This is a genomic window from Streptomyces sp. NPDC058240 (genome assembly GCF_042882135.1).
Taxonomy (GTDB): Bacteria; Actinomycetota; Actinomycetes; order Streptomycetales; family Streptomycetaceae; genus Streptomyces.
This window is the reverse complement of the sequence record NZ_JBHVWT010000007.1, coordinates 115,752-139,745: the sequence shown is the minus strand read 5'-3', so window position 1 is coordinate 139,745 and position 23,994 is coordinate 115,752. Positions and strand designations below refer to the sequence as shown.

Annotated in this window: 14 protein-coding genes and 1 tRNA gene; 13 read left to right on the top strand and 2 right to left on the bottom strand. The window is 70.6% G+C overall.

Annotated elements, in window-relative coordinates:
- Window positions 1-3: 3 nt before the first annotated feature.
- The 10 genes from ACFVX4_RS15695 (at window position 4) to ACFVX4_RS15650 (ending at window position 16,678) form a co-directional block, all read left to right on the top strand.
- Window positions 4-2,460, top strand: coding sequence for a sodium-translocating pyrophosphatase (locus ACFVX4_RS15695; RefSeq protein WP_389976754.1), 2,457 nt, complete (start codon window positions 4-6; stop codon window positions 2,458-2,460).
- Between the two features lie 351 nt (window positions 2,461-2,811).
- Window positions 2,812-3,435 carry a small secreted protein gene (locus tag ACFVX4_RS15690; protein ID WP_389976751.1) on the top strand — a complete coding sequence of 208 codons (624 nt, stop codon included), beginning with the start codon at window positions 2,812-2,814 and terminating at the stop codon, window positions 3,433-3,435.
- Between the two features lie 208 nt (window positions 3,436-3,643).
- On the top strand, window positions 3,644-5,158 hold the full coding sequence (locus ACFVX4_RS15685) for a methyltransferase (protein ID WP_389976748.1): 1,515 nt from the start codon (window positions 3,644-3,646) through the stop codon (window positions 5,156-5,158).
- 399 nt (window positions 5,159-5,557) lie between these two features.
- Window positions 5,558-5,755 (top strand): hypothetical protein, encoded by a 198-nt coding sequence (locus ACFVX4_RS15680; protein WP_385326062.1) that lies wholly within the window; start codon window positions 5,558-5,560, stop codon window positions 5,753-5,755.
- Window positions 5,756-6,106: 351 nt separating this feature from the next.
- Entirely contained in the window at window positions 6,107-8,971 is a 2,865-nt protein-coding gene (gene topA / locus ACFVX4_RS15675; RefSeq protein ID WP_389976745.1) for a type I DNA topoisomerase, read from the top strand.
- A gap of 349 nt (window positions 8,972-9,320) precedes the next feature.
- Window positions 9,321-12,476 (top strand): dTMP kinase, encoded by a 3,156-nt coding sequence (gene tmk / locus ACFVX4_RS15670; protein WP_389976742.1) that lies wholly within the window; start codon window positions 9,321-9,323, stop codon window positions 12,474-12,476.
- Between the two features lie 194 nt (window positions 12,477-12,670).
- The gene (locus ACFVX4_RS15665; RefSeq protein WP_389976739.1) at window positions 12,671-13,876 is read left to right on the top strand and encodes a DNA polymerase III subunit delta'; all 1,206 of its coding nucleotides are present in this window, start codon (window positions 12,671-12,673) and stop codon (window positions 13,874-13,876) included.
- A 137-nt stretch (window positions 13,877-14,013) separates the two neighbouring features.
- Complete coding sequence (locus ACFVX4_RS15660) at window positions 14,014-15,549, top strand: alpha/beta hydrolase (RefSeq protein ID WP_389976736.1); 1,536 nt, start codon at window positions 14,014-14,016, stop codon at window positions 15,547-15,549.
- 118 nt (window positions 15,550-15,667) lie between these two features.
- A tRNA-Thr gene (locus ACFVX4_RS15655) sits at window positions 15,668-15,741 on the top strand.
- Between the two features lie 358 nt (window positions 15,742-16,099).
- Window positions 16,100-16,678, top strand: coding sequence for a hypothetical protein (locus ACFVX4_RS15650; RefSeq protein WP_389976733.1), 579 nt, complete (start codon window positions 16,100-16,102; stop codon window positions 16,676-16,678).
- A 7-nt stretch (window positions 16,679-16,685) separates the two neighbouring features.
- Here ACFVX4_RS15650 and ACFVX4_RS15645 read toward each other — a convergent pair whose 3' ends face one another.
- A complete protein-coding gene (locus ACFVX4_RS15645) occupies window positions 16,686-17,855 on the bottom strand; it encodes a hypothetical protein (protein WP_389976731.1) in 1,170 nt (389 codons plus the stop codon).
- A gap of 161 nt (window positions 17,856-18,016) precedes the next feature.
- On the opposite strand from ACFVX4_RS15645, the gene ACFVX4_RS15640 reads away from it, so the two are divergent.
- Window positions 18,017-20,317, top strand: a complete 2,301-nt coding sequence (locus ACFVX4_RS15640) for a 2OG-Fe(II) oxygenase (RefSeq protein ID WP_389976727.1) — start codon at window positions 18,017-18,019, stop codon at window positions 20,315-20,317.
- A 196-nt stretch (window positions 20,318-20,513) separates the two neighbouring features.
- Here ACFVX4_RS15640 and ACFVX4_RS15635 read toward each other — a convergent pair whose 3' ends face one another.
- On the bottom strand, window positions 20,514-20,819 hold the full coding sequence (locus tag ACFVX4_RS15635; protein ID WP_389976724.1) for a histidine kinase dimerization/phosphoacceptor domain-containing protein: 306 nt from the start codon (window positions 20,817-20,819) through the stop codon (window positions 20,514-20,516).
- 211 nt (window positions 20,820-21,030) lie between these two features.
- On the opposite strand from ACFVX4_RS15635, the gene ACFVX4_RS15630 reads away from it, so the two are divergent.
- Entirely contained in the window at window positions 21,031-22,176 is a 1,146-nt protein-coding gene (locus ACFVX4_RS15630; protein WP_389976721.1) for a Fic family protein, read from the top strand.
- 829 nt (window positions 22,177-23,005) lie between these two features.
- Window positions 23,006-23,992: a hypothetical protein gene (locus tag ACFVX4_RS15625; RefSeq protein WP_389976718.1), complete on the top strand. Its 987-nt coding sequence runs from the start codon at window positions 23,006-23,008 to the stop codon at window positions 23,990-23,992.
- The last annotated feature ends 2 nt before the right edge of the window (window positions 23,993-23,994 follow it).

Below are 23,994 nucleotides of genomic sequence, written 5' to 3'. Positions count from 1 at the left end.
CGTATGGCGGAGTTCTTCAACACCCCACTGGCAGGACCGGCGCAAGATTCCGCATTTTCCGCACCTTCCGGCCGATCCACTTCTCTGGCGGCCGCGGTTCTCACCGATGACAATCGCGTCATCGTGATCGTCGTCGCGGTCGTCGCAGTCGCTGCCCTGGTCGTCGCCAGACTGCTGGTGCGCCAGGTGCTGGCGGCCGACGAGGGCACCGACCGCATGAAGGAGATCGCGGCCGCCGTCCAGGAAGGCGCGAATGCCTATCTGGCCCGGCAGTTGCGCACTGTCGGCATCTTCGCCGTCGTGGTCTTCTTCCTGCTTCTGCTGCTACCGGCCGACAACTGGTCGCAGCGCACGGGCCGTTCGTTGTTCTTCCTGGTGGGTGCGCTTTTCTCGGCGGCCACCGGATACATCGGGATGCGGCTTGCGGTACGCAGTAATGTCCGTGTGGCCGCTGCTGCGCGTGAGGCGACTCCCGCGGAAGGCGAACCGGAAAAGGATCTCACCGCCGTTTCGCACAAGGCGATGAAGATCGCATTTCGTACCGGCGGCGTGGTCGGCATGATCACCGTGGGCCTCGGCCTGCTCGGCGCGTCCTGTGTCGTGCTCGTCTATGCCGCCGATGCCCCGAAGGTGCTGGAGGGCTTCGGCCTCGGCGCCGCACTGATCGCCATGTTCATGAGGGTCGGCGGTGGCATCTTCACCAAGGCGGCGGATGTCGGCGCCGACCTCGTCGGCAAGGTCGAACAGGGCATCCCGGAGGACGATCCGCGCAACGCGGCCACCATCGCCGACAACGTGGGCGACAACGTCGGTGACTGCGCCGGAATGGCGGCCGACCTCTTCGAGTCGTACGCCGTGACGCTCGTCGCCGCGCTCATCCTCGGCAAGGCCGCCTTCGGTGACTCCGGACTGGCCTTCCCGCTGATCGTTCCGGCGATCGGTGTGGTCACCGCGATGATCGGGATCTTCGCGGTCGCCCCGCGGCGCGCCGACCGCAGCGGAATGACCGCCATCAACCGCGGATTCTTCATCTCCGCGGTCATCTCGCTGGTGCTGGTGGCCGTGGGCGTCTTCGTCTACCTGCCGTCCTCGTACGCCGATCTGGACGGGGTCACCGACAGCGCCATCACCTCGCACGGCGGTGACCCGCGGATCTTCGCCCTGGTCGCCGTCGCCATCGGCATCGTGCTGGCCGCTCTGATCCAGCAGCTGACCGGCTACTTCACAGAGACCAGCCGGCGCCCCGTCAAGGACATCGGCAAGTCCTCGCTGACCGGTCCGGCCACCGTCGTACTCGCCGGTATCTCCATCGGTCTGGAGTCCGCCGCCTACACGGCGCTGCTGATCGGACTGGGTGTCTACGGGGCGTTCCTGCTCGGCGGTACGTCGATCATGCTGGCGCTCTTCGCGGTGGCCCTGGCGGGAACCGGGCTGCTCACCACCGTCGGTGTCATCGTCGCCATGGACACCTTCGGCCCGGTCTCGGACAACGCGCAGGGCATCGCCGAGATGTCCGGTGACGTCACGGGCGCCGGTGCGCAGGTCCTCACCGACCTGGACGCCGTCGGCAACACCACCAAGGCCATCACCAAGGGCATCGCCATCGCCACCGCCGTCCTGGCGGCGTCGGCGCTCTTCGGTTCGTACCGCGACGCGATCGCCACGGCGGTCGACGGCGTGGGGGCCAGGGCCGGGGAGATGACGCTCAGTCTGGACATCTCGCAGCCCAACAACCTGGTGGGCCTGATCCTCGGTGCCGCGGTCGTCTTCTTCTTCTCCGGTCTTGCGATCAACGCGGTGTCGCGGTCGGCCGGGGCCGTGGTCTACGAAGTGCGGCGGCAGTTCCGCGAGCACCCCGGGATCATGGACTACAGCGAGAAGCCGGAGTACGGGCGCGTCGTCGACATCTGCACCAAGGACGCCCTGCGCGAGCTCGCCACGCCCGGTCTGCTGGCTGTCCTGGCGCCCATCGCCGTCGGCTTCACGCTCGGTGTCGGAGCGCTCGGTTCCTATCTCGCGGGCGCCATCGGAACCGGCACCCTGATGGCGGTCTTCCTCGCCAACTCCGGTGGTGCGTGGGACAACGCCAAGAAGCTCGTCGAGGACGGTCACTACGGCGGCAAGGGCAGCGAGGCCCATGCCGCGACCGTCATCGGTGACACGGTCGGCGACCCGTTCAAGGACACGGCAGGGCCGGCGATCAACCCCCTGCTCAAGGTGATGAACCTGGTTGCCCTGCTCATCGCCCCGGCGGTGGTGCAGTTCAGCTACGGGCAGGACGCGAGCGCCGGCGTGCGCGCGGTGGTGACGGTGCTCGCTGTCGCGGTCATCGTCGGTGCGGTCTATGTCTCCAAGCGGCGTGGGATCGCCGTGGGTGACGGAGAAGATCCCGGTGACGGGGACGGAGACGGAGGAGGGGGCAGGCCGGCCAAGTCGCCGGGCCAGGCAGCCGTTTCGTGAGACCGCGGCCGGGGTGGATCGGTGACACATGACCGACCCCGGCTCAATGACCGGGTGGGCGGGGCATTCTGATACTCCGTCCGCCCGGTCGCGTCTCGGCCGGCATGCCGGTCCGCCGTCGGCCTGCCAGTGATCTGTGCGCCCGATCTGTACGCCTGATCTGTAAGCCGTTCGTGTGCTTGTTCGTGCATGTGTTCCTGAGCTTCGAGGGCTGTGTGGGTGAGTTGTATCTCCCTCATTTCCCTTGGTGCAAATGGCTACAAAAGGCCACTGATCGGACACCCGGCACCCGGACGGAGGGCGCCCGCCGTGTAAGTTCCGGGGCCGAGAGCCTTGGAAGGGACCGATCCGGTGAACAAGAAGCTTGCGGCCACGCTGTCCGGCGGCGCGGTACTGGTACTTACGCTGTCGGGCTGCAGCAGCGACGACAACAGCGACAAGGTGAACGACTGGGCCAAGAAGGTCTGCGACCAGGTCCAGCCCCAGCTCCAGAAGATCGCGAACGCCAACGCCGCCATCCAGCAGCAGACCGCGGACAACAGCAAGCCCGCCGACGTCCAGAAGACCGACTCGGCCGCCTTCCAGCAGATCTCGCAGGCGTACAAGGCGCTGGGCGCGGCAGTCGACTCCGCCGGGCCGCCGCCGGTCGACGGCGGCGAGACCACGCAGAAGGAGGCCGTGAAGGAGCTCGACGCGTCCTCCGCGGCGTACGCGAACCTGCAGAAGAAGGTCGACGCCCTGGAGACGAAGGACCAGGCGAAGTTCGCCGATGGGCTCAAGGGCATCGCGGACGAGCTGAACAAGATCAGCACCAGTGGTGACGAGGCGCTGAAGAAGCTTCAGTCCGGCGAGGTCGGCACCGCGATGGCGAAGCAGAAGGGCTGCCAGAAGCCGACGGCCTCGGTGCCGCCGAAGGCCGACACGGCGCCGTCCGGGGCCACGTCGCCGTCCGCCTCGCCCAGCAAGAAGTCGTGACCGGGCGGCAGCAGCGGTTGCTGTGACGCGCGGTCCATCGCGCCGGAGGCACGGTCGCGCCGATGGCCTGCTGCACCGGTGGCTGCTGTGCCGATGACAGGTCGCGCCGATGATCTGCCGCGCCGATGACGGGTTGCGCGGACGGCCCGGCTGCTCCGATGGGCGCCGGGCCGCTGCCGTTGTCAGTGGGAGCGGCCACAATGGGTGGGTGAGTACGACCAGTCTCCCCGTGCCCGACCGTTCGCCCCGGCTCCGCGAAGCCCTGCTTGCCGCCGCCTTCACCGCCGACGGGCTCCTCGACCTGCTCGGTGCGCCCGCCTACGCCGCGCTCGCCCGCAGCGAGACGGTCCCGGCGCTGCGCGCCACCCGGGGCGACTCCCCGCTCGACACGCTGGTGCGGCTCTTCCTGCTCCAGCACCCCGTTCCGTACGAGCGGGCCCGTGCCGCGCTCCCGCTGGCCGAGTGCGTCGAGGACGGCTGGGTGACCCACGTCGGCGACGAGGTGCGGGCCACGGCCGACGTACGGCCGTACAGCGGGCCCGAGGGGCAGGACTGGTACATCGTCTCCGACCTGGGCTGTGCGGTCGGTGGCGCGGGCGGCATCGGTTCGCGCGAGGAGGGCGTGGTCCTGGGTATCGGCGGGGCGTCCACCACACTCGCCGGGATCACCGTCCGTACGCCTGTCGCCTCCGCGCTCGACATCGGCACGGGCTCCGGCATCCAGGCGCTGCACGCCTCGCAGCACGCCACCCGGGTCACGGCCACCGACCTCAACCCGCGCGCGCTGGATTTCACCCGGCTGACGCTCGCGCTGTCCGGCGCGGCCCCGGCCGAGCTGCACCAGGGCTCGCTGTACGAACCGGTCGGCGCCGAGACGTACGACCTGATCGTCTCCAACCCCCCGTTCGTCATCTCGCCCGGCGCCCGCCTCACCTACCGCGACGGCGGCATGGGCGGCGACGACCTGTGCCGGACCCTGGTGCAGCAGACGGGCGACCGGCTGAACGAGGGCGGATACGCCCACTTCCTCGCCAACTGGCAGCACGTCGAGGGCGAGGAGTGGCAGAACCGGCTGAGTTCCTGGGTCCCGCACGGCTGCGACGCCTGGATCGTGCAGCGCGAGGTCCAGGACGTCACGCAGTACGCGGAGCTGTGGCTGCGCGACAGCGGCGACCACCGTACGGACCCCGCCGAGTACGCCGCGCGGTACGACGCCTGGCTGGACGAGTTCGAGGCCCGCAAGACCAAGGGCGTCGGCTTCGGCTGGATCACCCTGCGCAAGTCCGCCGCAGCCGTCGCCGGCAATCCGTCCGTCGTCATCGAGGAGTGGCCGCACGCGGTGGAGCAGCCGCTCGGACCGGCCGTCGAAGCCCACTTCGCCCGTCAGGACTACCTCCGCGAGCAGGACGACGCGGCGCTTCTGGCCGGGCACTTCACCCTGGCCGCCGAAGTCGTGCAGGAGCAGGTCGGCCTGCCGGGCGCGGAGGACCCGGAGCACGTGGTGCTCCGTCAGAACCGGGGCATGCGGCGCGCGACGAAGGTCGACGCCGTCGGCGCCGGCTTCGCGGGCGTGTGCGACGGGACGCTGCCCGCAGGCCGGATCCTCGACGCGATCGCCCAGTTGATGAACGAGGACCCGGTGCTGCTGCGTGACCGGACCCCGCAGGCGATCCGGCTGCTGGTCGAGGAGGGCTTCCTGGATCCGGTTCCTCCGGTGGGCTGATCGCGCCGCCCCGCCCACTGGGTCCCGCCCCCGCCCACTGCGCCCCGCTGCCGTCCGCCGCGTCGCGCCCCCGCCCGCCTCGCCTCGCCCCGGCAGGTCCGGTGACGGGGCCGGGCTTGCCGGGCTCCGTTCCCGTGCCGGCGCTCACTGCCGTACGTGAGGAAGGGCCTCGCCACCAGCGGCTTCGGGTCCGCCGCCGCCGGTGCGTCGCGGCGTCCGCGGATTCCGGATGGTGCTCGGGCGAGGATTCCGGATGGCGCTCCTGCGTCCGTGGGGCGGAAGCGGGTGATTCCGGCCATTCACCCGGGGTTCGCATCGTCGACGCCCTGGGGTGGCAGCCTCCTCCTGACCGGAGGGGGCGCATGCCCCGGCCGGGCGGCGACAGGGAGGCGTACGGGCATGGAGAGCGGACCTGCGGTCTTCGCCGGAGCGGCGTTCGCGCTGTTCGGCGCCGCGCTGCTGCTGTGGACGGGGGCGCGTGTGCTGCACCGCGCGCCGGTGGCGCACGGTGTGAGCCCCGTCGCCTCCGCCACTCTCGCCACTGTGTTCGGCGTACTTTTTCTCGTCCTCGGTGTGTGGTGCTTCACCCGTATCTGATTCACTCCCCACCGGTCCGGTCTTCTCCTCACCGGCCCCGGTCGGGAACCCGCAGGGCACGGCGGGCAGTGGCGGGGAACACGCCCGGACCGTACGCGGCCCGCCGCCGACGCCCGCAGTGCCGCAACAGCACCCGGAAACCCGCAGGCAGCGGCCGCGCACAGGGCGGACCGGACGGTCCGGGCGGCAGGAATGGCGGAAGTCGGGTTACCGTTCGAGTGGCCGTTGCGGGCTTTTGCCGTTTGACACGGGGGCGGGTTGTACCGTCACACTCCGCAGCGACAGCACCGTCGGTAGCGTCATCGCGCTGCCCGGATGCCCACCGAGCGTCGACCGGAGAGAAGAGCGAAGTTGTCCCCGACCAGCGAGACCGCACAGGGCGGCCGCCGACTCGTCATCGTCGAGTCGCCTGCCAAGGCGAAGACGATCAAGGGCTACCTCGGCCCCGGATACGTCGTCGAGGCGAGCGTCGGGCACATCCGCGACCTGCCGAACGGCGCCGCAGAGGTTCCGGACGAGTACACCGGCGAGGTCCGTCGGCTCGGCGTCGACGTCGAGCATGACTTCCAGCCCGTCTATGTCGTCAACGCGGACAAGAAGGCACAGGTCAGGAAGCTCAAGCAGCTGCTGGCCGAGTCCGACGAACTCTTCCTCGCCACCGATGAGGACCGCGAGGGCGAAGCCATCGCGTGGCACCTGCAGGAAGTCCTGAAGCCCAAGGTCCCGGTCCACCGGATGGTGTTCCACGAGATCACCAAGGACGCGATCCGGGCCGCCGTCGCCAACCCGCGCGAGCTCAACCAGCGCATGGTCGACGCCCAGGAGACCCGCCGCATCCTCGACCGCCTCTACGGCTACGAGGTCTCGCCGGTCCTGTGGAAGAAGGTCATGCCGCGCCTGTCGGCCGGCCGTGTCCAGTCCGTGGCGACCCGTCTCGTCGTCGAGCGGGAACGCGAGCGCATCGCCTTCCGCTCCGCCGAGTACTGGGACCTCACCGGCACCTTCGCCACCGGCCGTCCCGGTGACGCCTCCGACCCGTCGACCCTCGCCGCCCGGCTGAGCGCGGTCGACGGCCGCCGCATCGCCCAGGGCCGCGACTTCGGTCCGGACGGGCAGCTGAAGTCCGGCTCCGGCCAGGTGCTGCACCTGGACGAGACGAACGCCCGCGCCCTGGCCGCCGCGCTCGCCGACGCCACGTTCGCCGTACGGTCCGTCGAGTCGAAGCCGTACCGCCGCTCCCCGTACGCCCCGTTCCGTACGACGACCCTCCAGCAGGAGGCGAGCCGGAAGCTGGGCTTCGGGGCCAAGGCCACCATGCAGGTCGCGCAGAAGCTGTACGAGAACGGCTTCATCACCTATATGCGTACCGACTCCACGACCCTCTCGGACACCGCGGTCGCCGCGGCCCGTGCGCAGGTCACCCAGCTCTACGGCGCCGACTACCTGCCGGACAAGCCGCGCACGTACGCCGGGAAGGTCAAGAACGCGCAGGAGGCGCACGAGGCGATCCGCCCCTCCGGCGACCGCTTCCGCACCCCCGCCGAGACCGGCCTGAGCGGCGACCAGTTCCGGCTCTACGAGCTGATCTGGAAGCGGACCGTCGCCTCCCAGATGAAGGACGCGGTCGGCAACTCCGTCACCGTCAAGATCGGTGGCCGGGCGAGCGACGGCCGGGACGCCGAGTTCTCCGCGTCCGGCAAGACGATCACCTTCCACGGCTTCATGAAGGCGTACGTCGAGGGTGCCGACGACCCGAACGCCGAGCTCGACGACCGCGAGCGGCGCCTCCCGCAGGTCGCCGGGGGCGACGCGCTGTCCGCCGAGGAGATCTCGGTCGACGGCCACGCCACCAAGCCGCCGGCCCGCTACACCGAGGCCTCGCTGGTCAAGGAGCTCGAAGAGCGCGAGATCGGCCGCCCGTCGACGTACGCGTCGATCATCGGCACGATCCTGGACCGCGGCTACGTCTTCAAGAAGGGCACGGCGCTCGTCCCGTCGTTCCTCTCCTTCGCCGTGGTCAACCTGCTGGAGAAGCACTTCGGCCGGCTCGTCGACTACGACTTCACCGCGAAGATGGAGGACGACCTCGACCGCATCGCGCGCGGTGAGGCCCAGTCCGTGCCGTGGCTGAAGCGCTTCTACTTCGGTGCGGGCGCCGGCGACACGACCGGAGCGGGGGCGGCCTCCGACGCGGGCAACGGCGACGGCGACCACCTCGGCGGCCTGAAGGAGCTCGTCACCGACCTCGGTGCGATCGACGCGCGGGAGATCTCCTCCTTCCCCGTCGGCAACGACATCAAGCTCCGGGTCGGCCGCTACGGCCCGTACATCGAGCGCGGTGAGAAGGACGCCGAGGGCCACCAGCGCGCGGACGTGCCGGAGGAACTGGCGCCCGACGAGCTGTCCGTGGAGTACGCGGAGGAGCTGCTGGCCAAGCCGAGCGGCGACTTCGAGCTCGGCGCGGACCCGGTCACCGGCCACCAGATCATCGCCAAGGACGGGCGCTACGGCCCGTACGTCACCGAGGTGCTGCCCGAGGGCACCCCGAAGACCGGCAAGAACGCGGTGAAGCCGCGGACCGCCTCGCTCTTCAAGTCCATGGCCCTGGACACGGTGACGCTGGCCGACGCGCTCAAGCTGATGTCGCTGCCGCGCGTCGTCGGTGAGGACGCCGAGGGCGTCGAGATCACCGCGCAGAATGGCCGCTACGGCCCGTACCTGAAGAAGGGCACGGACTCGCGTTCGCTCACCTCCGAGGACCAGCTGTTCGACATCACGCTCGAAGAGGCCCTCGCGGTCTACGCCCAGCCCAAGCAGCGCGGCCGGGCGGCCGCCAAGCCGCCACTGAAGGAGCTGGGCACGGACCCGGTGAGCGGGGCTCCGGTCGTGGTCAAGGACGGCCGCTTCGGCGCGTACGTCACCGACGGCGAGACCAACGCGACGCTGCGCACCGGCGACAGCGTCGAGGACATCACGCCGGAGCGCGGCTACGAACTGCTCGCCGAGAAGCGCGCCAAGGGGCCCGCCAAGAAGAAGACGGCGAAGAAGGCCCCGGCCAAGAAGAGCGCGGCGACCACGAAGAAGACCGCTGCCAAGAAGACGACGGCGGCGACGGCCAAGAAGACCGCGGCGAAGAAGACGACGGCCGCGAAGAAGACGACCGCCAAGAAGACTGCTGCGGCGAAGAAGACGGCTGCGGCGTCCGTGGAGGACTGAGCGGTACGCGTCGAGCACGCCGGAGGGGGCTGGGTGTTCCAGCCCCCTCCGGCGTTTGCGTGGCCCGGCGGGCCGGGGCGTGCGGGGGGAGGGCTGGGGCGTGCTGGGGAGGTGGACCGGTGCGGCGGGTGGGCGCCTGCGGCGGGCCTGTTCCCCCACCCGACCCTTCCCGTGACCGGGGCTCCGCCCCGGACCCCGCTCCTCAAGCGCCGGAGGGGCCGGCTGTTCCGCCGGAGGGGCTGGAAAAGCCGGGGACGCCGGGTGGGGTCGGAAGGCCTGGAACGGCTCCGGCGCCCATATGTTCGGACGGGGCCTCCGGGGACCCCATCGCTCCGGATAGGCTGGGCGGATGACGCGAGCCGAGCAGCCAACGGTCGTGAGCCCCACCTCCGACACACTTGCCGCAGACTCACGCGAGCGCGCCGTACGAGCCCTGTTGCGTGTTCCCCCGCTGAAGCGGTTGTGGAGCGCGCAGCTCGTCGGCAGTACCGGCGATGCACTCGCCCTTCTCGTGCTGGTGCTGATGTCGCTGCAAGCGGCGGTCCTCGAGGGCTCATTCGGAGCCGGGTACCGAGGGGCGGCCTTTGCCGTCGCCGCGGTGTTCGGTGCCCGGATCCTTGCCACCCTGCTCTTCGGAGCCGTACTCCTCGGGCCGCTGACGACGCTCACCGCGCCCGGCGGACCGCTGGACCGGCGGTGGCTGATGATCGGGACGGACGGGCTGCGGCTCGCGCTGCTGGTCGTCGCACCGCTGTGGATCGACTGGATGCCCGACAAGGCACTCATGATGATCCTCATCACCGTCTTCGTCGTCGGCGCGGCCGAACGCCTGTGGACGGTCGCCAAGGACGGCGCCGCCCCCGCGCTGCTGCCCGCCCCGCCCCCCGAGGGCGCCGCGGTACGCCCGCTGCCCGACCACCTCGACGCACTGCGCCGGCTCTCCATCCGTACCGACTTCGCCGCGATCCCGGCCGCGGCGGTCGTCCTGCTGATCGCCACCCTCGTCGGCAACCTGCTGGGCTCGGGCCTGGAGTGGTTCTCGATCCACCAGGCGGCCCTCGGCTCGTACGTCGCGGCCGGACTCTTCTCGGCGTCGATCTCCACCCTGTACTTCCTGGAACTGCCCGGTACGCAGACCCCCCGCCCGCGCTCGCCGCTGGAGGGCCTGCGGCGGCCGTCGACCGGCAGCGGACCCGACCGGGGCCGCACCGGGGCCGTCCCGCTGATCGTCGGCGCATCGGCCGCGGTCGCCGGGGCCATCGCCGCAGCCGCCGCGGCCTCGGTGCTGCACGCCGCCGACCTGGGCGGCGGACCCGCCACCTTCGCGCTGCTGATCCTCGCCCTGACCGGTGCCACGGGCGTCGGCATCCGGACCGCGGAGAAGGTGCTGCCCACCCTGTCGCGGCGCCGGCTGCTCGCCCTGGCCACCGCCGTCACCGGCATCGCGCTGCTCGCCATGGGTCTCGTGCCGGACACGGCGACCGTGCTGATGATCGCGGTGCTCGCCGGATACGCCGCGGGCGTCGCCGCCCACACCGGTCATGTCCTGGTCGACCAGGAGACCGAGGAGTTCCGCCGGGCCAGGACCACCGAGCACCTCCAGGCCGTCGTACGGGTCCTCATCGCGCTCGGCGCGCTCGCGGGCCCGCTGCTGGCCGCCGCGATCGGCGCCCACCGGCTGGTCTCGGGCGACTTCGTGTTCGAGCACGGTGGAGCGGCCTTCGCCCTGATGCTGATCGGCGCACTGCTGCTGCCGGTCGCCGTGATCGTCCTCGCCAAGACGGACGACCGCTCCGGAGTGCCGCTGCGCCGCGATCTGCGGGAGGCGCTGCGCGGCGGCGACCCGGCCGTCGCCCCCGCCGCGACCGGCTTCTTCATCGCCCTGGAGGGTGGCGACGGCGCGGGCAAGTCCACCCAGGTCGAGGCGCTCGCCGAGTGGATCCGCGCCAAGGGCCACGAGGTCGTCGTCACCCGCGAACCGGGCGCGACGCCGGTCGGCAAGCGGCTGCGCTCGATCCTGCTCGACGTCTCGTCGGCCGGCCTGTCCAACCGGGCCGAGGCGCTGCTGTACGCCGCCGACCGCGCCGAGCACGTCGACTCGGTCGTCCGCCCGGCGCTGGAGCGCGGTGCGATCGTCATCTCCGACCGTTACATCGACTCGTCCGTCGCCTACCAGGGCGCGGGCCGCGACCTCTCCCCGACCGAGATCGCCCGGATCTCTCGCTGGGCGACGAGCGGGCTCGTACCGCATCTGACGGTGCTGCTGGACGTCGATCCGGAGACCGCGCGGGAACGGTTCACCGAGGCTCCCGACCGGCTGGAGTCCGAGCCGCCGGAGTTCCACGCCCGGGTGCGGTCCGGCTTCCTGACGCTGGCCGCGGCCGACCCGACCCGCTACCTGGTCGTGGACGCGGGCCAGGACCCGGAGTCGATCACCACGGTCGTACGTCACCGGCTCGACCAGCTCCTTCCGCTCTCCGAGGCCGAGATCAAGGCCCAGGAGGAGGCGCGCAAGGCGGCCGAGGAGGAGGCCAGGCGCAAGGCCGAGGAAGAGGCGGCCCGCAAGGCCGAGGAGGAGCGGCTGGAGCGCGAGCGGCAGGAACAGCTCGCCAAGCTCCGTGCCGAGGAGGAGGAGCGCAAGGCCCGCGAGCTGGAGGAAGCACGCCGGCGCGAGGCCGAACGCCAGGCGGAGGAGGCCCGCCAGCGGGCCGAGGAAGCCCGCCGGGTGGCCGAGGAGGAGCGGGTCCGGCGAGAGGCCGAGGAAGCGGCCCGTGAGGCCGAGCAGGCCAGGCTGCGCAGGCAGGCCGAGGAGGAGGCGCGGCTGCGCAAGGAGGCCGAGGCCCTGCGGCTGGAGAAGCAGCGCAAGGCCGAAGAGGCGCTGTTGCGGGCCGAGGAGGCCCGCAGGCGGGCGGAGGCCGAGGCCGCCGCCGCGGCGGAGAAGGCCCGTGCGGAGGCCGCCGCCGCCGCGTCCGTACCGGAGAACGAGATCACGGTGCCGACGCCGATCGTCGACCCGAACGACGTGACGCAGCAGGTGCCTGCGCCGGACAGTTCGCCCACGTCCTCCGACGAGGCCGAGACGGCGATGATCCCCAAGATCCAGGACCGGTCGGAACGGCCCGGTGCGGCGGACGAGACGGCGGTCCTTCCGCCGGTGCGGGACGCCCGGGGTGTCCGGGACGTTCGTGAGACGAATCCGGCGGACCGGATTCCGCGGGGCATCTTCCGCGACGAGCGCCCGTCGGGCTCCGTGCCGGAGAGTGAGAACGAGCGCACCCGTGAGCTTCCGCAGATCGACGATCCGCACGCGGGTGCCTCGCGGCCGGTCCAGGATCACCGGGAAGGCCAGGAGCGTCCCGCCCGCCGTCCTCGTCCCGACTGGGCCGAGGAGACCCCGCTGGACGATCTGCCGACGCTGGCGGACGAGCTGCTGGGCGATCACGGCGACCATCACGACGACGGGGACTCGGGCCGCTCGGGCCGGGGACGTCGCCCGCGTCGCTGATCCGTGACGGCTGCCGGGCCGGGACCGCCCGCCCGGCAGCCGCCGGACCGCCTTGTTGCCGGGATTGTCAGACCCGTCCCCCACAATGGGTGTCGGATCGGAGAAGCCGGATCGACAAGCAGCGACATCAGAGCTGCGCGGCGGCACCGCACGACGGCCGCGCAGCGCGCACACCACCGGAAGGGCGGTGACTCATGACCGTATGGGACGACCTGGTCGGCCAGGACCGGGTGCAGGAGCAGCTCGGCGCCGCCGCCCGGGACGCCGATGCGCTGGTCACCGCCCACTCCGCGGGAGAGTCGGTCCCGCCGGGGTCGAAGATGACCCACGCCTGGCTGTTCACGGGACCGCCGGGCTCCGGCCGCTCCACCGCCGCCCGTGCCTTCGCCGCCGCCCTCCAGTGCACCAGCCCCGACCGCGCCCTGGGCGGCGCACCAGGCTGCGGCTTCTGCGACGGCTGCCACACCAGCCTCATCGGCACACACGCCGACGTGGAAGTGGTCCGGACCGATCTGCTCTCCATCGGTGTGAAGGAGACCCGCGAGCTGGTCCGCCGTGCCCAGCTCTCCCCGGCCGTCGGCCGCTGGCAGGTCATCGTCCTGGAGGACGCCGACCGGCTCACCGAGGGCGCGGGGAACGTACTGCTGAAGGCGGTCGAGGAGCCCGCGCCCCGGACGGTGTGGCTGCTCTGCGCGCCCTCCCTCGAAGACGTGCTGCCCACCATCCGCTCCCGATGCCGCCACCTCACGCTGCGCACGCCCCCGGTCGACGCGGTCGCCGATGTCCTGATCAGGCGGGACGGCATCGATCCGGAGCGGGCCGCGTCCGCCGCCCGAGCCACTCAGGGCCACATCGACAGGGCCCGCCGCCTCGCGACCGACGAGCGGGCCCGCTCTCGCCGCGCCGCCGTGCTCAAACTCCCGTTGCGGGTCGAGGACATCGGGGGCTGCCTCAAGGCCGCCCAGGAGCTGATCGACACCGCCACCGATGACGCCAAGCAGGTCTCCGAGGAGGTCGACGTCAAGGAGACGGAAGAGATGAAGGCCGCACTCGGCGCCGCCGCCGGGGGACGGCTGCCGCGCGGCACCGCAGGGGTGATGAAGGAGCTGGAGGACAGGCAGAAGCGCCGCAAGACGCGCACGCAGCGCGACAGCCTCGATCTCGCGCTCACCGACCTGACCGGCTTCTACCGTGACGTGCTGGCCATCCAGCTGGGCTCGCGGATCGCCATCGCCAATGGGGACGTCCAGGACGCCCTCGACCGCATCGCCCGCTCCTCCACGCCCGAGCGCACCCTGCGCCGGATAGAGGCGGTGACCGCCTGCCGCCGGGCGCTGGACCGCAATGTGGCGCCGCTGCTCGCGGTGGAGGCGATGACGATGGCGCTGCGAGTGGGCTGACACCACCCGTTCCCGGTCGGCCACCCACACCCGCGCATCCGCACCCGGCCCGTTCACGATCGCTCATTCACGATCGCTCATTCACCCGTACGAGGAGCGAATCGGGCGAATCGCCACCCGGCCACTACGCTCCGGGGATGGACACCAGGCGCTCGCTCCGCATTCTCGCCACCGCGCTCGGCACGGCCGGCCTTCTCATCTCCGGCTGCACCAGCGGCAGTTCGACGAGCAGCTCGCCGTCCGCATCGCCCGCGCCGTCCGTCCCCGCCGAGCTCAAGTCGTACTACGCGCAGCAACTGAGGTGGCGGGACTGCGGCGTCGAGGGGTTCCAGTGCACAACGATGAAGGCACCACTGGACTACAAGAAACCGGACAGCGGCGATATCGAACTGGCCGTCTCCCGCAAGAAGGCGACCGGACCCGGCAAGCGGATCGGCTCCCTCCTGGTGAACCCGGGCGGCCCCGGCGGCTCGGCCATCGAGTACCTCCAGAGCTACGCGGCCCTCGGCTACCCGGCCCAGGTCCGGGCCCGCTACGACATGGTCGCCGTCGACCCGCGCGGAGTGGCCCGCAGCGAGCCCGTCGTATGCCTCACCGGTCCGCAGATGGACACCTACACCCAGGTCGACCAGACCCCGGACGACGCCGGCGAGGTCACCGAGCTGAGCGGCGCGTTCAAGCAGTTCGCGGGCGGCTGCGAGAAGCGCTCCGGCGAGATCCTGCCCCATGTCTCCACCGTCGAGACCGCCCGCGACATGGACATCCTGCGATCCCTGCTCGGCGACGAGAAGCTGCACTACGTCGGGGCGTCGTACGGCACCTACCTCGGTGCGACGTACGCCGGACTCTTCCCCGCCCGGGTCGGCCGGCTGGTCCTCGACGGCGCGATGGACCCGTCGCTCGACGCCGTCGACCTGAACCGCGAGCAGACCACGGGCTTCGAGACCGCGTTCCAGGCCTTCGCCGCCGACTGCGTGAAGAAGAAGGACTGCCCGCTCGGCACCACCTCGACCGCCGATGCCGCCACCCGACTGAAGCGGCTCTTCACCGACCTCGACGCCCGGCCGATCGCCACCGGTGACTCCCGCAGGCTCACCGAATCCCTGGGCACCACGGGGGTCATCGCCGCCATGTACGACGAGTCGGCCTGGCCGCAGCTCCGCGAGGCCCTCGCCGCTGCCCAGAAGGGCGACGGCTCCGGTCTGCTCTCCCTGTCGGACAGCTACTACGAACGCCGGCCGAACGGCACGTACGCCAACCTCATGTTCGCCAACGCCGCTGTGAACTGCCTGGACCAGCCGCCCGCCTTCGCCGACACCAAGGCCGTCACCCGGGCCGTCCCCGCCTTCGAGAAGGCGTCCCCGGTCTTCGGCAAGGCCTTCGCCTGGACGGCTCTGAACTGCGCCTACTGGCCGGTCCCGGCCACCGGTACCCCGCACCGCATCGAGGCGAAGGGCGCGGCCCCGATCGTCGTGGTCGGCACGATCCGCGACCCGGCCACCCCGTACAAGTGGGCCCGGTCCCTGGCCGGCCAGCTCTCCTCCGGCACCCTCCTCACCTACCGGGGCGACGGCCACACGGCGTACGGCCGCGGCAGCGACTGCATCGACACGGCGATCAACACCTACCTCCTGGAAGGCACCCCGCCGACCAAGGACAAGATGTGCTCCTGACCACCCCGCCTCGCCGCTGACCTGCGGAAACGGCCCGGAATGAGGCTGGTACGGAGCACCCCCGGAAACTGTGTAGACTTGGCGACGCTGCTGATCGCACCATGGTGCGACAGGGTGTGCCGCCTTAGCTCAGTTGGCCAGAGCAACGCACTCGTAATGCGTAGGTCTCGGGTTCGAATCCCGAAGGCGGCTCTGTGGAAGCCTCAGGACTCACTCGCCGTGACCTGGGGCTTTTGCTTTTCTGTGACCTTCCCCGGTGGGGGTTGAAGCGCTCAGCGAGCCGGCCGACGGCGATGTGAGGCCGAGGTGCGGCTATTTCTGCAGCGGCGCTGCAGAGGTGTGGCCAGGACGTGTGAGCCGGGAGCCGGCGAGACAGCAGTCGCTTTGTTCGATCTCCACAAGCACCGAGGTCGGCTGGTGACGTCGCGGCGACGATGTCGGGGCGCGCAAACTGGGTGGATTCGCGGGACTTGGACCTGGAATGCTTCATGGCTATGGCAGCAACTAGTTTCGCCCTCCCTGAGCGTTACTGGCCCAGGGCCGCCGTTACATGCGGGAACTCCGCAGAGCGGTCGAGGCGTACTGGTACGCCACCATGGAGGACCCGGAGGCTGCGGCCTTGGAGATTCGCAGGGTGGCGACGGCTGTCAACGTGCTCGACGAAGCCGTCTTCCAGAACGCTTTCGGCGACACCTACAAGAAGCATCGCGCTCAAGATCCGCTGGGCAAGGTCGTCATGGGTCTGGAGCTGATCCGCAACTGCGAGGAACACTCCCCTGTGCTCTACGGCGATCTCCTCGTCGGGGGAACCGTGTTCGGTGTCCCGATGCGATATCGCGGTGATCGGACGCGCAGCGTCTATCGGTGGGCGCGGTACGCGGACATGCCGACCGACTATGTGGAGTTGGAACCTTCCGCGCCGGTCTCGCAGAAGCGAGCTCGCGGAGAGGCTCAGGACGCCTATCGCAAGGAAGTGGCGGACCGCCCTGTCATCGACACCGTCTTCGATGCGATGCGTTTCTTCCAGGAACTCGACCCGCGGTTGGTGGCAGACGCGCCTCCCGCCGTGTTGCGCTGGGCCTTTGCTGAAACGGTCGACGCCGAGGCACTCGTCGAAGTACGCATCTGAGCGCGCCTCAGCGGGCTGTCAGGCCGGCGTTGGTGAAGCGTCGCATCAGCGAGGACTTGCCGCGGTGCTGTTCGCGCAGGTCGTGCAGGCGCCGGGCGAACTCCTCGGGGGTGCCCGCCCGGTCGTGGAGCTCGCGGAGATCCTTCAGCAGGGTGACGGCGTTGTCGTAGGGGCCGGGCTGCTTCTGTCCGATCAGGTGGGCGATGTCCTGCCAGGCTTGCTCCGTGTTCTCGGCCAGGCGGTCCAGGTGGCTCTCGCGAGCCCGCTGTTCGGCTCGGCGGGCCTGGGTGCGGGCCTGCTCTTGCTGCCGCGTGTGCTCGCTGCGCACCTCGTGGGCGGCGTCGAGGAGCTCCGCGGCTGAGCGGCGCCGGGAAGCGGTGGACGGTTCGGCCGTGTCACGGGACGCGGCGCGGTGGCGGGCCAGCAGAGTGGGGCCCGGTTGCGGGGCGGTGCCCAGGGCTGCGTCCAACAGCAGGGTGTCCTTCTCGTGTGGTGGCAGGGCGCGGATCCAGGCGGTGAGCGCGTCCTTGTCGATTGCCTGGGAAGGGGCGGCACCGCTGGCGCGGGCAGCCGCGGTGAGCAGATGAGGGTCGACGTGAAGGAAGTCGGCCAAGGCCTGCTGCGGGCCGGTGAGTCGGGCAAGGCCGACGGGTACGGGCGGCTCGACGGTGGAGGTGTACTCGTCCTCTTCGACGTCCTCCTCCAGCTCCCAGCGAGTGAGCGCGGAGAGCCAGGCCAGATAGAGGGGGCGCAGGTCGCCTGCGGCGAGTTCGGTACGCAGGGTGGTGAAGGAGGCGAGGGTGAAGGAGGTCTCGAAGTCCCACTCGCCGCCGTCCTCGGCATCGTAGGAGAAGTCGAGCAGAAGGCGCCCTTTCCTGGTCCAGCAGGTCAAGGCGTCTTCCGCGCAGTACGGTTCGGCGCTGCGGGCGGGCAGCAGTGCGGTGGGCAGGCGCAGCAGCAGACGCCGCGAGCCCCAGTTGGCGAAGTACAGATGGGCGTCGTACATCTGCTCCATCAGTTTGCGCTCATCGCCGCGGAAGTTGCCGTAGTGGTACTCGTTGACGAAGTGCGTCGCGCTGATCCGGGCCCGGCTCGACAGCGCCCGCACCCCTTCGAGCTCGTCCTTCGTCAACGGTCGGTCGATGGCCTGGAACTCGTAGTACTGGTACTCGCTCACATCCGTGCAGACTACCGACAGGCGCTGCGGCTCATCTCACGGGACTTGGACGTGATGCCTCGTTCGGGGCCCATCCACGGTTACGGTCCTGGCGGTGCCGTGGGGTTCGTAGGATCGAGCCGAGAACGACGGGCCCGCAGGGGTCGGAGGGCAGGCGTGTGGTGGCGGAACCGAGGGAACTGCTGGCTGGGCTGCTCGGCGGGGCGAAGGCGGCGGGGGCTTTCAGTGCCCGGCTGGAGGCGCCGGTGGCCGGCCTGGGCCTTGAGGTGGCCGGGGTCGGGCCGGTGAGCCTTCCGCTGCGGGCGCCCCAGGTGAAGCGGCTGATCTCGGTGGCACGGCCGGCGTTGTTCGGGAGGGGCGAACAGACGCTGAGCGACACCAGTGTGCGTGACACCTGGCAGATCCTGCCGGATCAGCTCAGCCTTGCTGGTCCTTCCTGGCCGTCGCTGCTGAGTGGCGCGCTGGAGCATTTCCGGGACGCTCTCGGGCTCCCGGCGGCGACTCGGCTGCGGGCTGAGCCGCACGCGATGCTGGTGTACGGCAAGGGCCAGTTCTTCCTTCCGCACCAGGATTCGGAGAAGGACGACGCCATGGTGGGCACGCTGGTGCTCTCCCTGCCTTCGGCGCACACGGGGGGAGAGCTGGTCGTCGAGCACGCCGGGCACCAGTGCGCCTACCGCGCCTCGAAGACGGATCTGAGCCTCGTCGCCTTCTATGCCGACTGTCGGCACCAGGTCACTCCGGTCCGAACCGGGTACCGGGTGACGCTCACCTTCAACCTGCTCGCCGAGCCGGGGACTTCGGCAGAGGCGTCCGGACCGCTGGCGGAGATTGCGCACAGTCTGGGCCGGCACTTCGGCTCGCCCGCCAAACCGCGCTACGGCACCCGCGAGTTGGATCCGCCGACCCGGCTCGTGTACCTGCTCGATCACGAGTACACCCAGCGGGGCCTGAGCTGGGAGCGGCTCAAGGGCGCCGACGCGGGGCGTGCCGCTCTGCTGCGTGCCGCCTCCGGGCAGGCCGGGTGTGAGTCGGTGCTCGCCCTGGCCGAGGTGAAAGAGACCTGGGATGCCTATCCCGAAGGGGACGATCCCTGGGACGACCACTGGTACGACGAGGATGAGGACGGGGATGCGGGCGAGGACGGGGAGGTCGGTGATGCGGGTGAGGACGGGGACTACGTCCTCCAGGAACTGATCGACGACGAGATCACCCTGGGCTGGTGGACCGGCCTGGACGGCACCGGTGGCGAAGAGATCTCGTTGCGGGTTCACGACTACGAGGTGTGCGCGAGTACCGCGAGCGCGGATCTGACGCCCTACGACTCCCAGTACGAGGGCTACATGGGCAACTACGGCAACACGCTGGACCGCTGGTACCGGCGGGCCGCGGTTGTCGTGTGGCCGCGTGAGCGGGCCTTCGCGGCACGCGGCGAGGCCGGATCGCGGTGGGCCCTGGAGGAACTGCGCGTCGGCATCGCGCGGGGCGACCTGGACCGGGCGCGCGACCAGGCCCAGGCCCTCGCACCGTTCTGGAAGCACACCTGTCCGCAACCCGAGCTGCTGGACTGCGCGCTGCAGGTGGCGGTGGGCCTGGGTGCGGCCGAGACCGCGGCGATGCTGCTGGAGCCGTTCCGGGCGGGTGCGCTCGGCCCGGAGCACGCGGGCGGACTGGCCGCGGCAGCCGAGCGGTACGGGACCGGGTGGATGCGCCCGGTCGTCGACGCCTGGTTCGCATCGGAGCACCGCCTCCAGCCGCAGCAGGACCAATGGACCGAGCGGTTGCCGGAACTGTGCGCGGCGCTGCGCGCCCATCGGGCGCTGGCGGTGGCACGGCGGCTGTCCGCCGGGGTTTGGGCTGCGGTGGACAGCGGCCTGCGGCTGTGGACCACGACCGGGCCGGCCGAGATCCGCCGTGCGCAGCTGCAACAGCTGGCCCTGCCGCTGCGACACGTCCTGGCGGCGGCCGACGAAGAGCTGCGGGACGGGATCCTGGCAGCCCTGCGCGAACGCGAGGACACGGTACTCGAGTGCCTGATGCCGCTGCTGCGCCACGCCGCGGAGGCGAGCGCGTCGGCCGAGCGGGGCGTGGCGGGGCTCGACGTCATCGCGCGGAACTGCGCGGACCGGCTCCGCGCGGTGTGCGAGCGGCCGCCGCGAGCTGCTGACGACTGGTCAGTGGCCTGGGCCGGGTGCGGCTGCGAGCCGTGTGGTGTCCTCGGCGCGTTCCTCGGCTCCCGGTCGAGGCGGGTCCTTGAATGGCCGCTGGTGAAGGAAGGGCGGCGGCATGTGCACACCAGGATCGACTCGGCCGAGCTCCCGGTGCACCACCAGACCAGGCGGCAAGGGCGCCCGTACACGCTGGTACTGACGAAGACCGAGGAGCTGTTCACCCGTGAACAGACGGTCCGCAGCCAGGCAGCGGCGGACCTGGCATGGCTGATGTCTGTGCGGAACGGATGACTGAGGCTTCCGGCTCGGCAGCCTCGTCGCGCAGGTACGGCCCCGGCCGGCGTGCGCGGCCACGGTCTCTGCGGCGGTGGAGTCGGTGCCCGCGTGCTTGAGCGTGTTGGTCCGGGCTTCTTGGCTGTGCGGTGGATGGCGAGCTGGACACCGCTGCCCGGCGCGTAGAGATCGCCCACGGTCCGGTAGGTCACGGTCAGCCCCGCGCCCACCGGGGCCTAGTCACGGCCCCTGGGCTGCGGGCTGAGTAGCCGCCGCCCTCCTGTTCCTCGCGCAGCACGCCCAGAACGCGGCGTAGCTCGCCCATGGCCTGGCGGCTGGTGTCGCCCAGGATGCGCAGGGCCTCGGCGGACCGCTCGTTGCGGTGGGCGGCGAGGGGCACGGCGCCGTCGGCGAGACCGATCATGACCGAGAGGTTGAGGCCAACGACGTCGCGCATCTCGCGCGCGACCCGGGAGCGCTCCACCGCCGCGGTGGGCCGGACACGCTGATTGCGCTCCATCTCCAGGCGGGCGGCCCGGTCCCTCCAGCGCAGTCAGGCACATCTGGCGGATACGGAGCGTCAGGCCGATGGCGGCAGTGAGGCCACGTTCTTTTGGGGCGCGGGGTGCACTCGTCTGGGTGCTCGTGTACGGCTCGGGCGCGGTTGCCCTGTGTGTGTCGCAACCGCAACACTCGATACGCCGACCCTACGTGTGTCGTAGTATCGAAGAATGCTGTTCGCCACGCCCTCCCTGACCCCGGACGATCATCGCGTCATTGACGAGATTGAGGTGCTCCGTACCGAGTTCCGTCACCGGCTCGCCCAGCCCCGCCGTTGGGAAGGACAGCTGCGCCGCTCGCTCACTGCGGCTGCTGTGCGGGGATCAACCCATATCGAGGGCTACACGATCAGCGCCGAGGACGCCGAGACTCTGATGGCCGGCGGGGACATCTCCCCCGATACCGACGAGGTAACCCGCAACGCCGTCACCGGGTACCGCGACGCCCTCACCTATATCCAGCGTGCGTCGGGCTTCCGGATCTTCTCCTGGGACCACACCCTGCTCTCGGCCCTGCACTTCATGATGGCCCGGGCTGCCGACGAAGAGGTACGCCCCGGCGAGTACCGAATCAACGGTGTCTGGGTCTCCGGCGGTCCTAACCGGCCGCCCGTCTACTCGGCTCCGGCCCCCGAGCAGGTGCCCGCGCTGATGGATGAGCTTCTGCACTGGCTCGCGGAGGAGGATACCGGCGCTCCGGCTCTTGTACGCGCCTCTATGGCTCACCTCAACCTGGTCTCCATCCACCCCTGGCGTGACGGCAACGGCCGGATGTCCCGGGCCGTCCACACGCTCGTCCTGGCGCGCGAGGGCGTCCTCGCCCCCGAGTTCTCCAGCATCGAGGAGTGGCTCGGCGCGGACGACTTCAACACCCGCGAGTACTACGCCGCGCTGCGCACCGTCCAGGCCGGTTCCTGGCAGCCTCAGCGTGATGCCGCCTCCTGGATCAGGTTCTGCCTTACTGCCCACCACCTCCAGGCCCAGGAAGTGCAGCGCCGCTTCGAAGCGGCGGCACGCCTCTGGTTCCGCTTGGAGCGTCTCGCAGGCGAGCATCGCCTTGACGGGCGCACGGTCTCGGCCCTGTACGCCGCCACGCAGGGGCATCTGCGCCGTACGACCTACCAGGCCGAGGAAGCCCTCACCCGCGACCAGGCCCTCGCCGACCTCCGCACCCTGCGCCAGTTGGACCTCATCGAGCCCATCGGCCACGCCCGTACTCAGCGGTACATCGGAGGTCCCTCTCTCGGCAAGATCCGCACCGAGGTCCACACGGAGGTTCACGCCGACCTCTATCGTGAGCCGTACCGTCAGTCGTGAGAGATCGGTGCGACCGACGGTTGGGATTCAGTGAGATTGAGTTCTACGCCTGCCGAGTGCCAGGGTTGCGGTTCCGAGCGTGGCCAAGGGGTGGCCGGACGTCTGGATTCTCTTGTGGCCTCCCAAGGCTGCGCGTCAGGTGGAGCCGATCTGCGTGGAGGTTCAAGCAGGACTGCGTCGTTCTGACCGGTACGGTTCCGGTGTCGGAGTAGTGCCGTTGGGGCTCGCCTGTAGGGGAGCGCCAACGTCGCTCTGGCGGGCTTGCCAGTCGTGAGGTGTGGCCATGTGCGGCCAGAGTGCGGCCGGACGCCTTTGGACGGGGTAACACAGGGTGTCACGGTGGAACTGTTCGCATGTGCTCTGATCAGGCAGAACAGCACCGGGCGTCACGAGCCGGAATCAGGCGTCACGAACCCCCGTGGTCTCGTAATGCGTAGGTCTCGGGTTCGAATCCCGAAGGCGGCTCCAGGAAACCCCAGGACTCACTCGCCGTGACCTGGGGTTTTTTGTTGTGGTGACCTTGGGCTCCGGGGCAATCGGACACGCGTGATCCGTGCATCGCCATGCGCGGGTCCGGAATCGATCGCCGGTCGACGTTTTCATCCACAGGGCTGTGGTGTCGTCCGCGGTCCGCTCGTCTCCTCGGTCCGCTCGTCTGCGGTTCACTCGTCCACGGGACCGAGCCGCCGGGGCTCGCGGCAGCTCGGGCGTGGGCGGGAATTCGGGTGGCCGGAATCGTGAAGCACCCGTGAATACCCTGTGGAAGTGATGTCGGTGGGCCCCCTTATGCTGCACCCGACGATCACCCGGGACCAGGGGAGGGCGCGGCATGTTCGGCAAGCTGTTCGGCAGGGGCGAGGAGAGACCGGCGGCGGATCCGCACGCCCTTCCTGTCCCGCGCAGGCGGAAGAACGGGATGTACACACTGCGCGCGCTCGGGGACGCGCGGGTGCTCGCGCTGGTGGAGGCGGCCGACGCGGGCGACTGGGAGGCGGTCAAGGCGGCGCTGGTCCCCTTCGACCTCGGTCGTGACCACCAAGTCCTCGGCGAGCTGGCCGGCTTGGACGGTGTGCAGGACTGGATCGGCCGCGCCGCCGAGGAGGACGAGGAGCACCGGGCGACGGCCCTGCTGATATCCGGAACGCGCCACGTCAGCTGGGGCTGGGAGGCGCGCACCGCCGAGCGTGCCGCGAACGTCACGCAGGAGCAGTGGCGGGTCTTCCACGAGCGGCTCCGGATCGCCGAGGAGCAGCTGTTGGAGGCCGCCGAGCTGCGGCCGGAATGGGTCACGCCGTGGCGCCACCTCCTCGCCTCCGGCCGTGGCATGTCGCTGGGCCCCACTGTCAACGAGACCCGGCTCGACGCCGCCCTGCGCCGCGAACCGCTGGACCTGGATACCCACATCGAATGGCTGTCGCAGTTGCAGCCCCGTTGGGGCGGCGAGCCGGGGCAGTCCCTGGCGTTCGCCCGCGACGCGTTCGTCCGCGCCCCGCAGGGGCACCGGATCGGCTGCGTGATCGCCATGGCGCACATCGAGGAGTGGGTCGAGTCGGACCGTGCGAACTGCCTCAGAACTCCCGAGATCCAGGCCGAGTTGCGGAACGCGGCCGACCACAGCATCCTCCACCCCGCCTACGAGCGGCGACCGGGCTGGCAGCACGACTTCAACATGTTCGCCATGGCCCTGTCGCTGGCCGATGAGCGCCACACGGTCCGGCGTGTCTTCCAGGCGCTCGACGGCGCCTACACCAGCTGGCCCTGGGCCTATTTCGCGGAGCCCGAGAAGCAGTTCGCCCGCCGGCACCGCCGCGTCTGAGC

What these genes read in the sequence shown, in the direction of transcription:
- ACFVX4_RS15695 (WP_389976754.1), top strand. Translation starts at nt 4, where the DNA reads ATGGCGGAGTTCTTCAACACCCCACTGGCAGGACCGGCGCAAGATTCC.
- ACFVX4_RS15680 (WP_385326062.1), top strand. Translation starts at nt 5,558, where the DNA reads ATGGAGAGCGGACCTGCGGTCTTCGCCGGAGCGGCGTTCGCGCTGTTC.
- tmk (WP_389976742.1), top strand. Translation starts at nt 9,321, where the DNA reads ATGACGCGAGCCGAGCAGCCAACGGTCGTGAGCCCCACCTCCGACACA.
- ACFVX4_RS15665 (WP_389976739.1), top strand. Translation starts at nt 12,671, where the DNA reads ATGACCGTATGGGACGACCTGGTCGGCCAGGACCGGGTGCAGGAGCAG.
- ACFVX4_RS15660 (WP_389976736.1), top strand. Translation starts at nt 14,014, where the DNA reads ATGGACACCAGGCGCTCGCTCCGCATTCTCGCCACCGCGCTCGGCACG.
- ACFVX4_RS15650 (WP_389976733.1), top strand. Translation starts at nt 16,100, where the DNA reads ATGCGGGAACTCCGCAGAGCGGTCGAGGCGTACTGGTACGCCACCATG.
- ACFVX4_RS15635 (WP_389976724.1), bottom strand. Translation starts at nt 20,819, where the DNA reads ATGGAGCGCAATCAGCGTGTCCGGCCCACCGCGGCGGTGGAGCGCTCC.
- ACFVX4_RS15630 (WP_389976721.1), top strand. Translation starts at nt 21,031, where the DNA reads ATGCTGTTCGCCACGCCCTCCCTGACCCCGGACGATCATCGCGTCATT.
- ACFVX4_RS15625 (WP_389976718.1), top strand. Translation starts at nt 23,006, where the DNA reads ATGTTCGGCAAGCTGTTCGGCAGGGGCGAGGAGAGACCGGCGGCGGAT.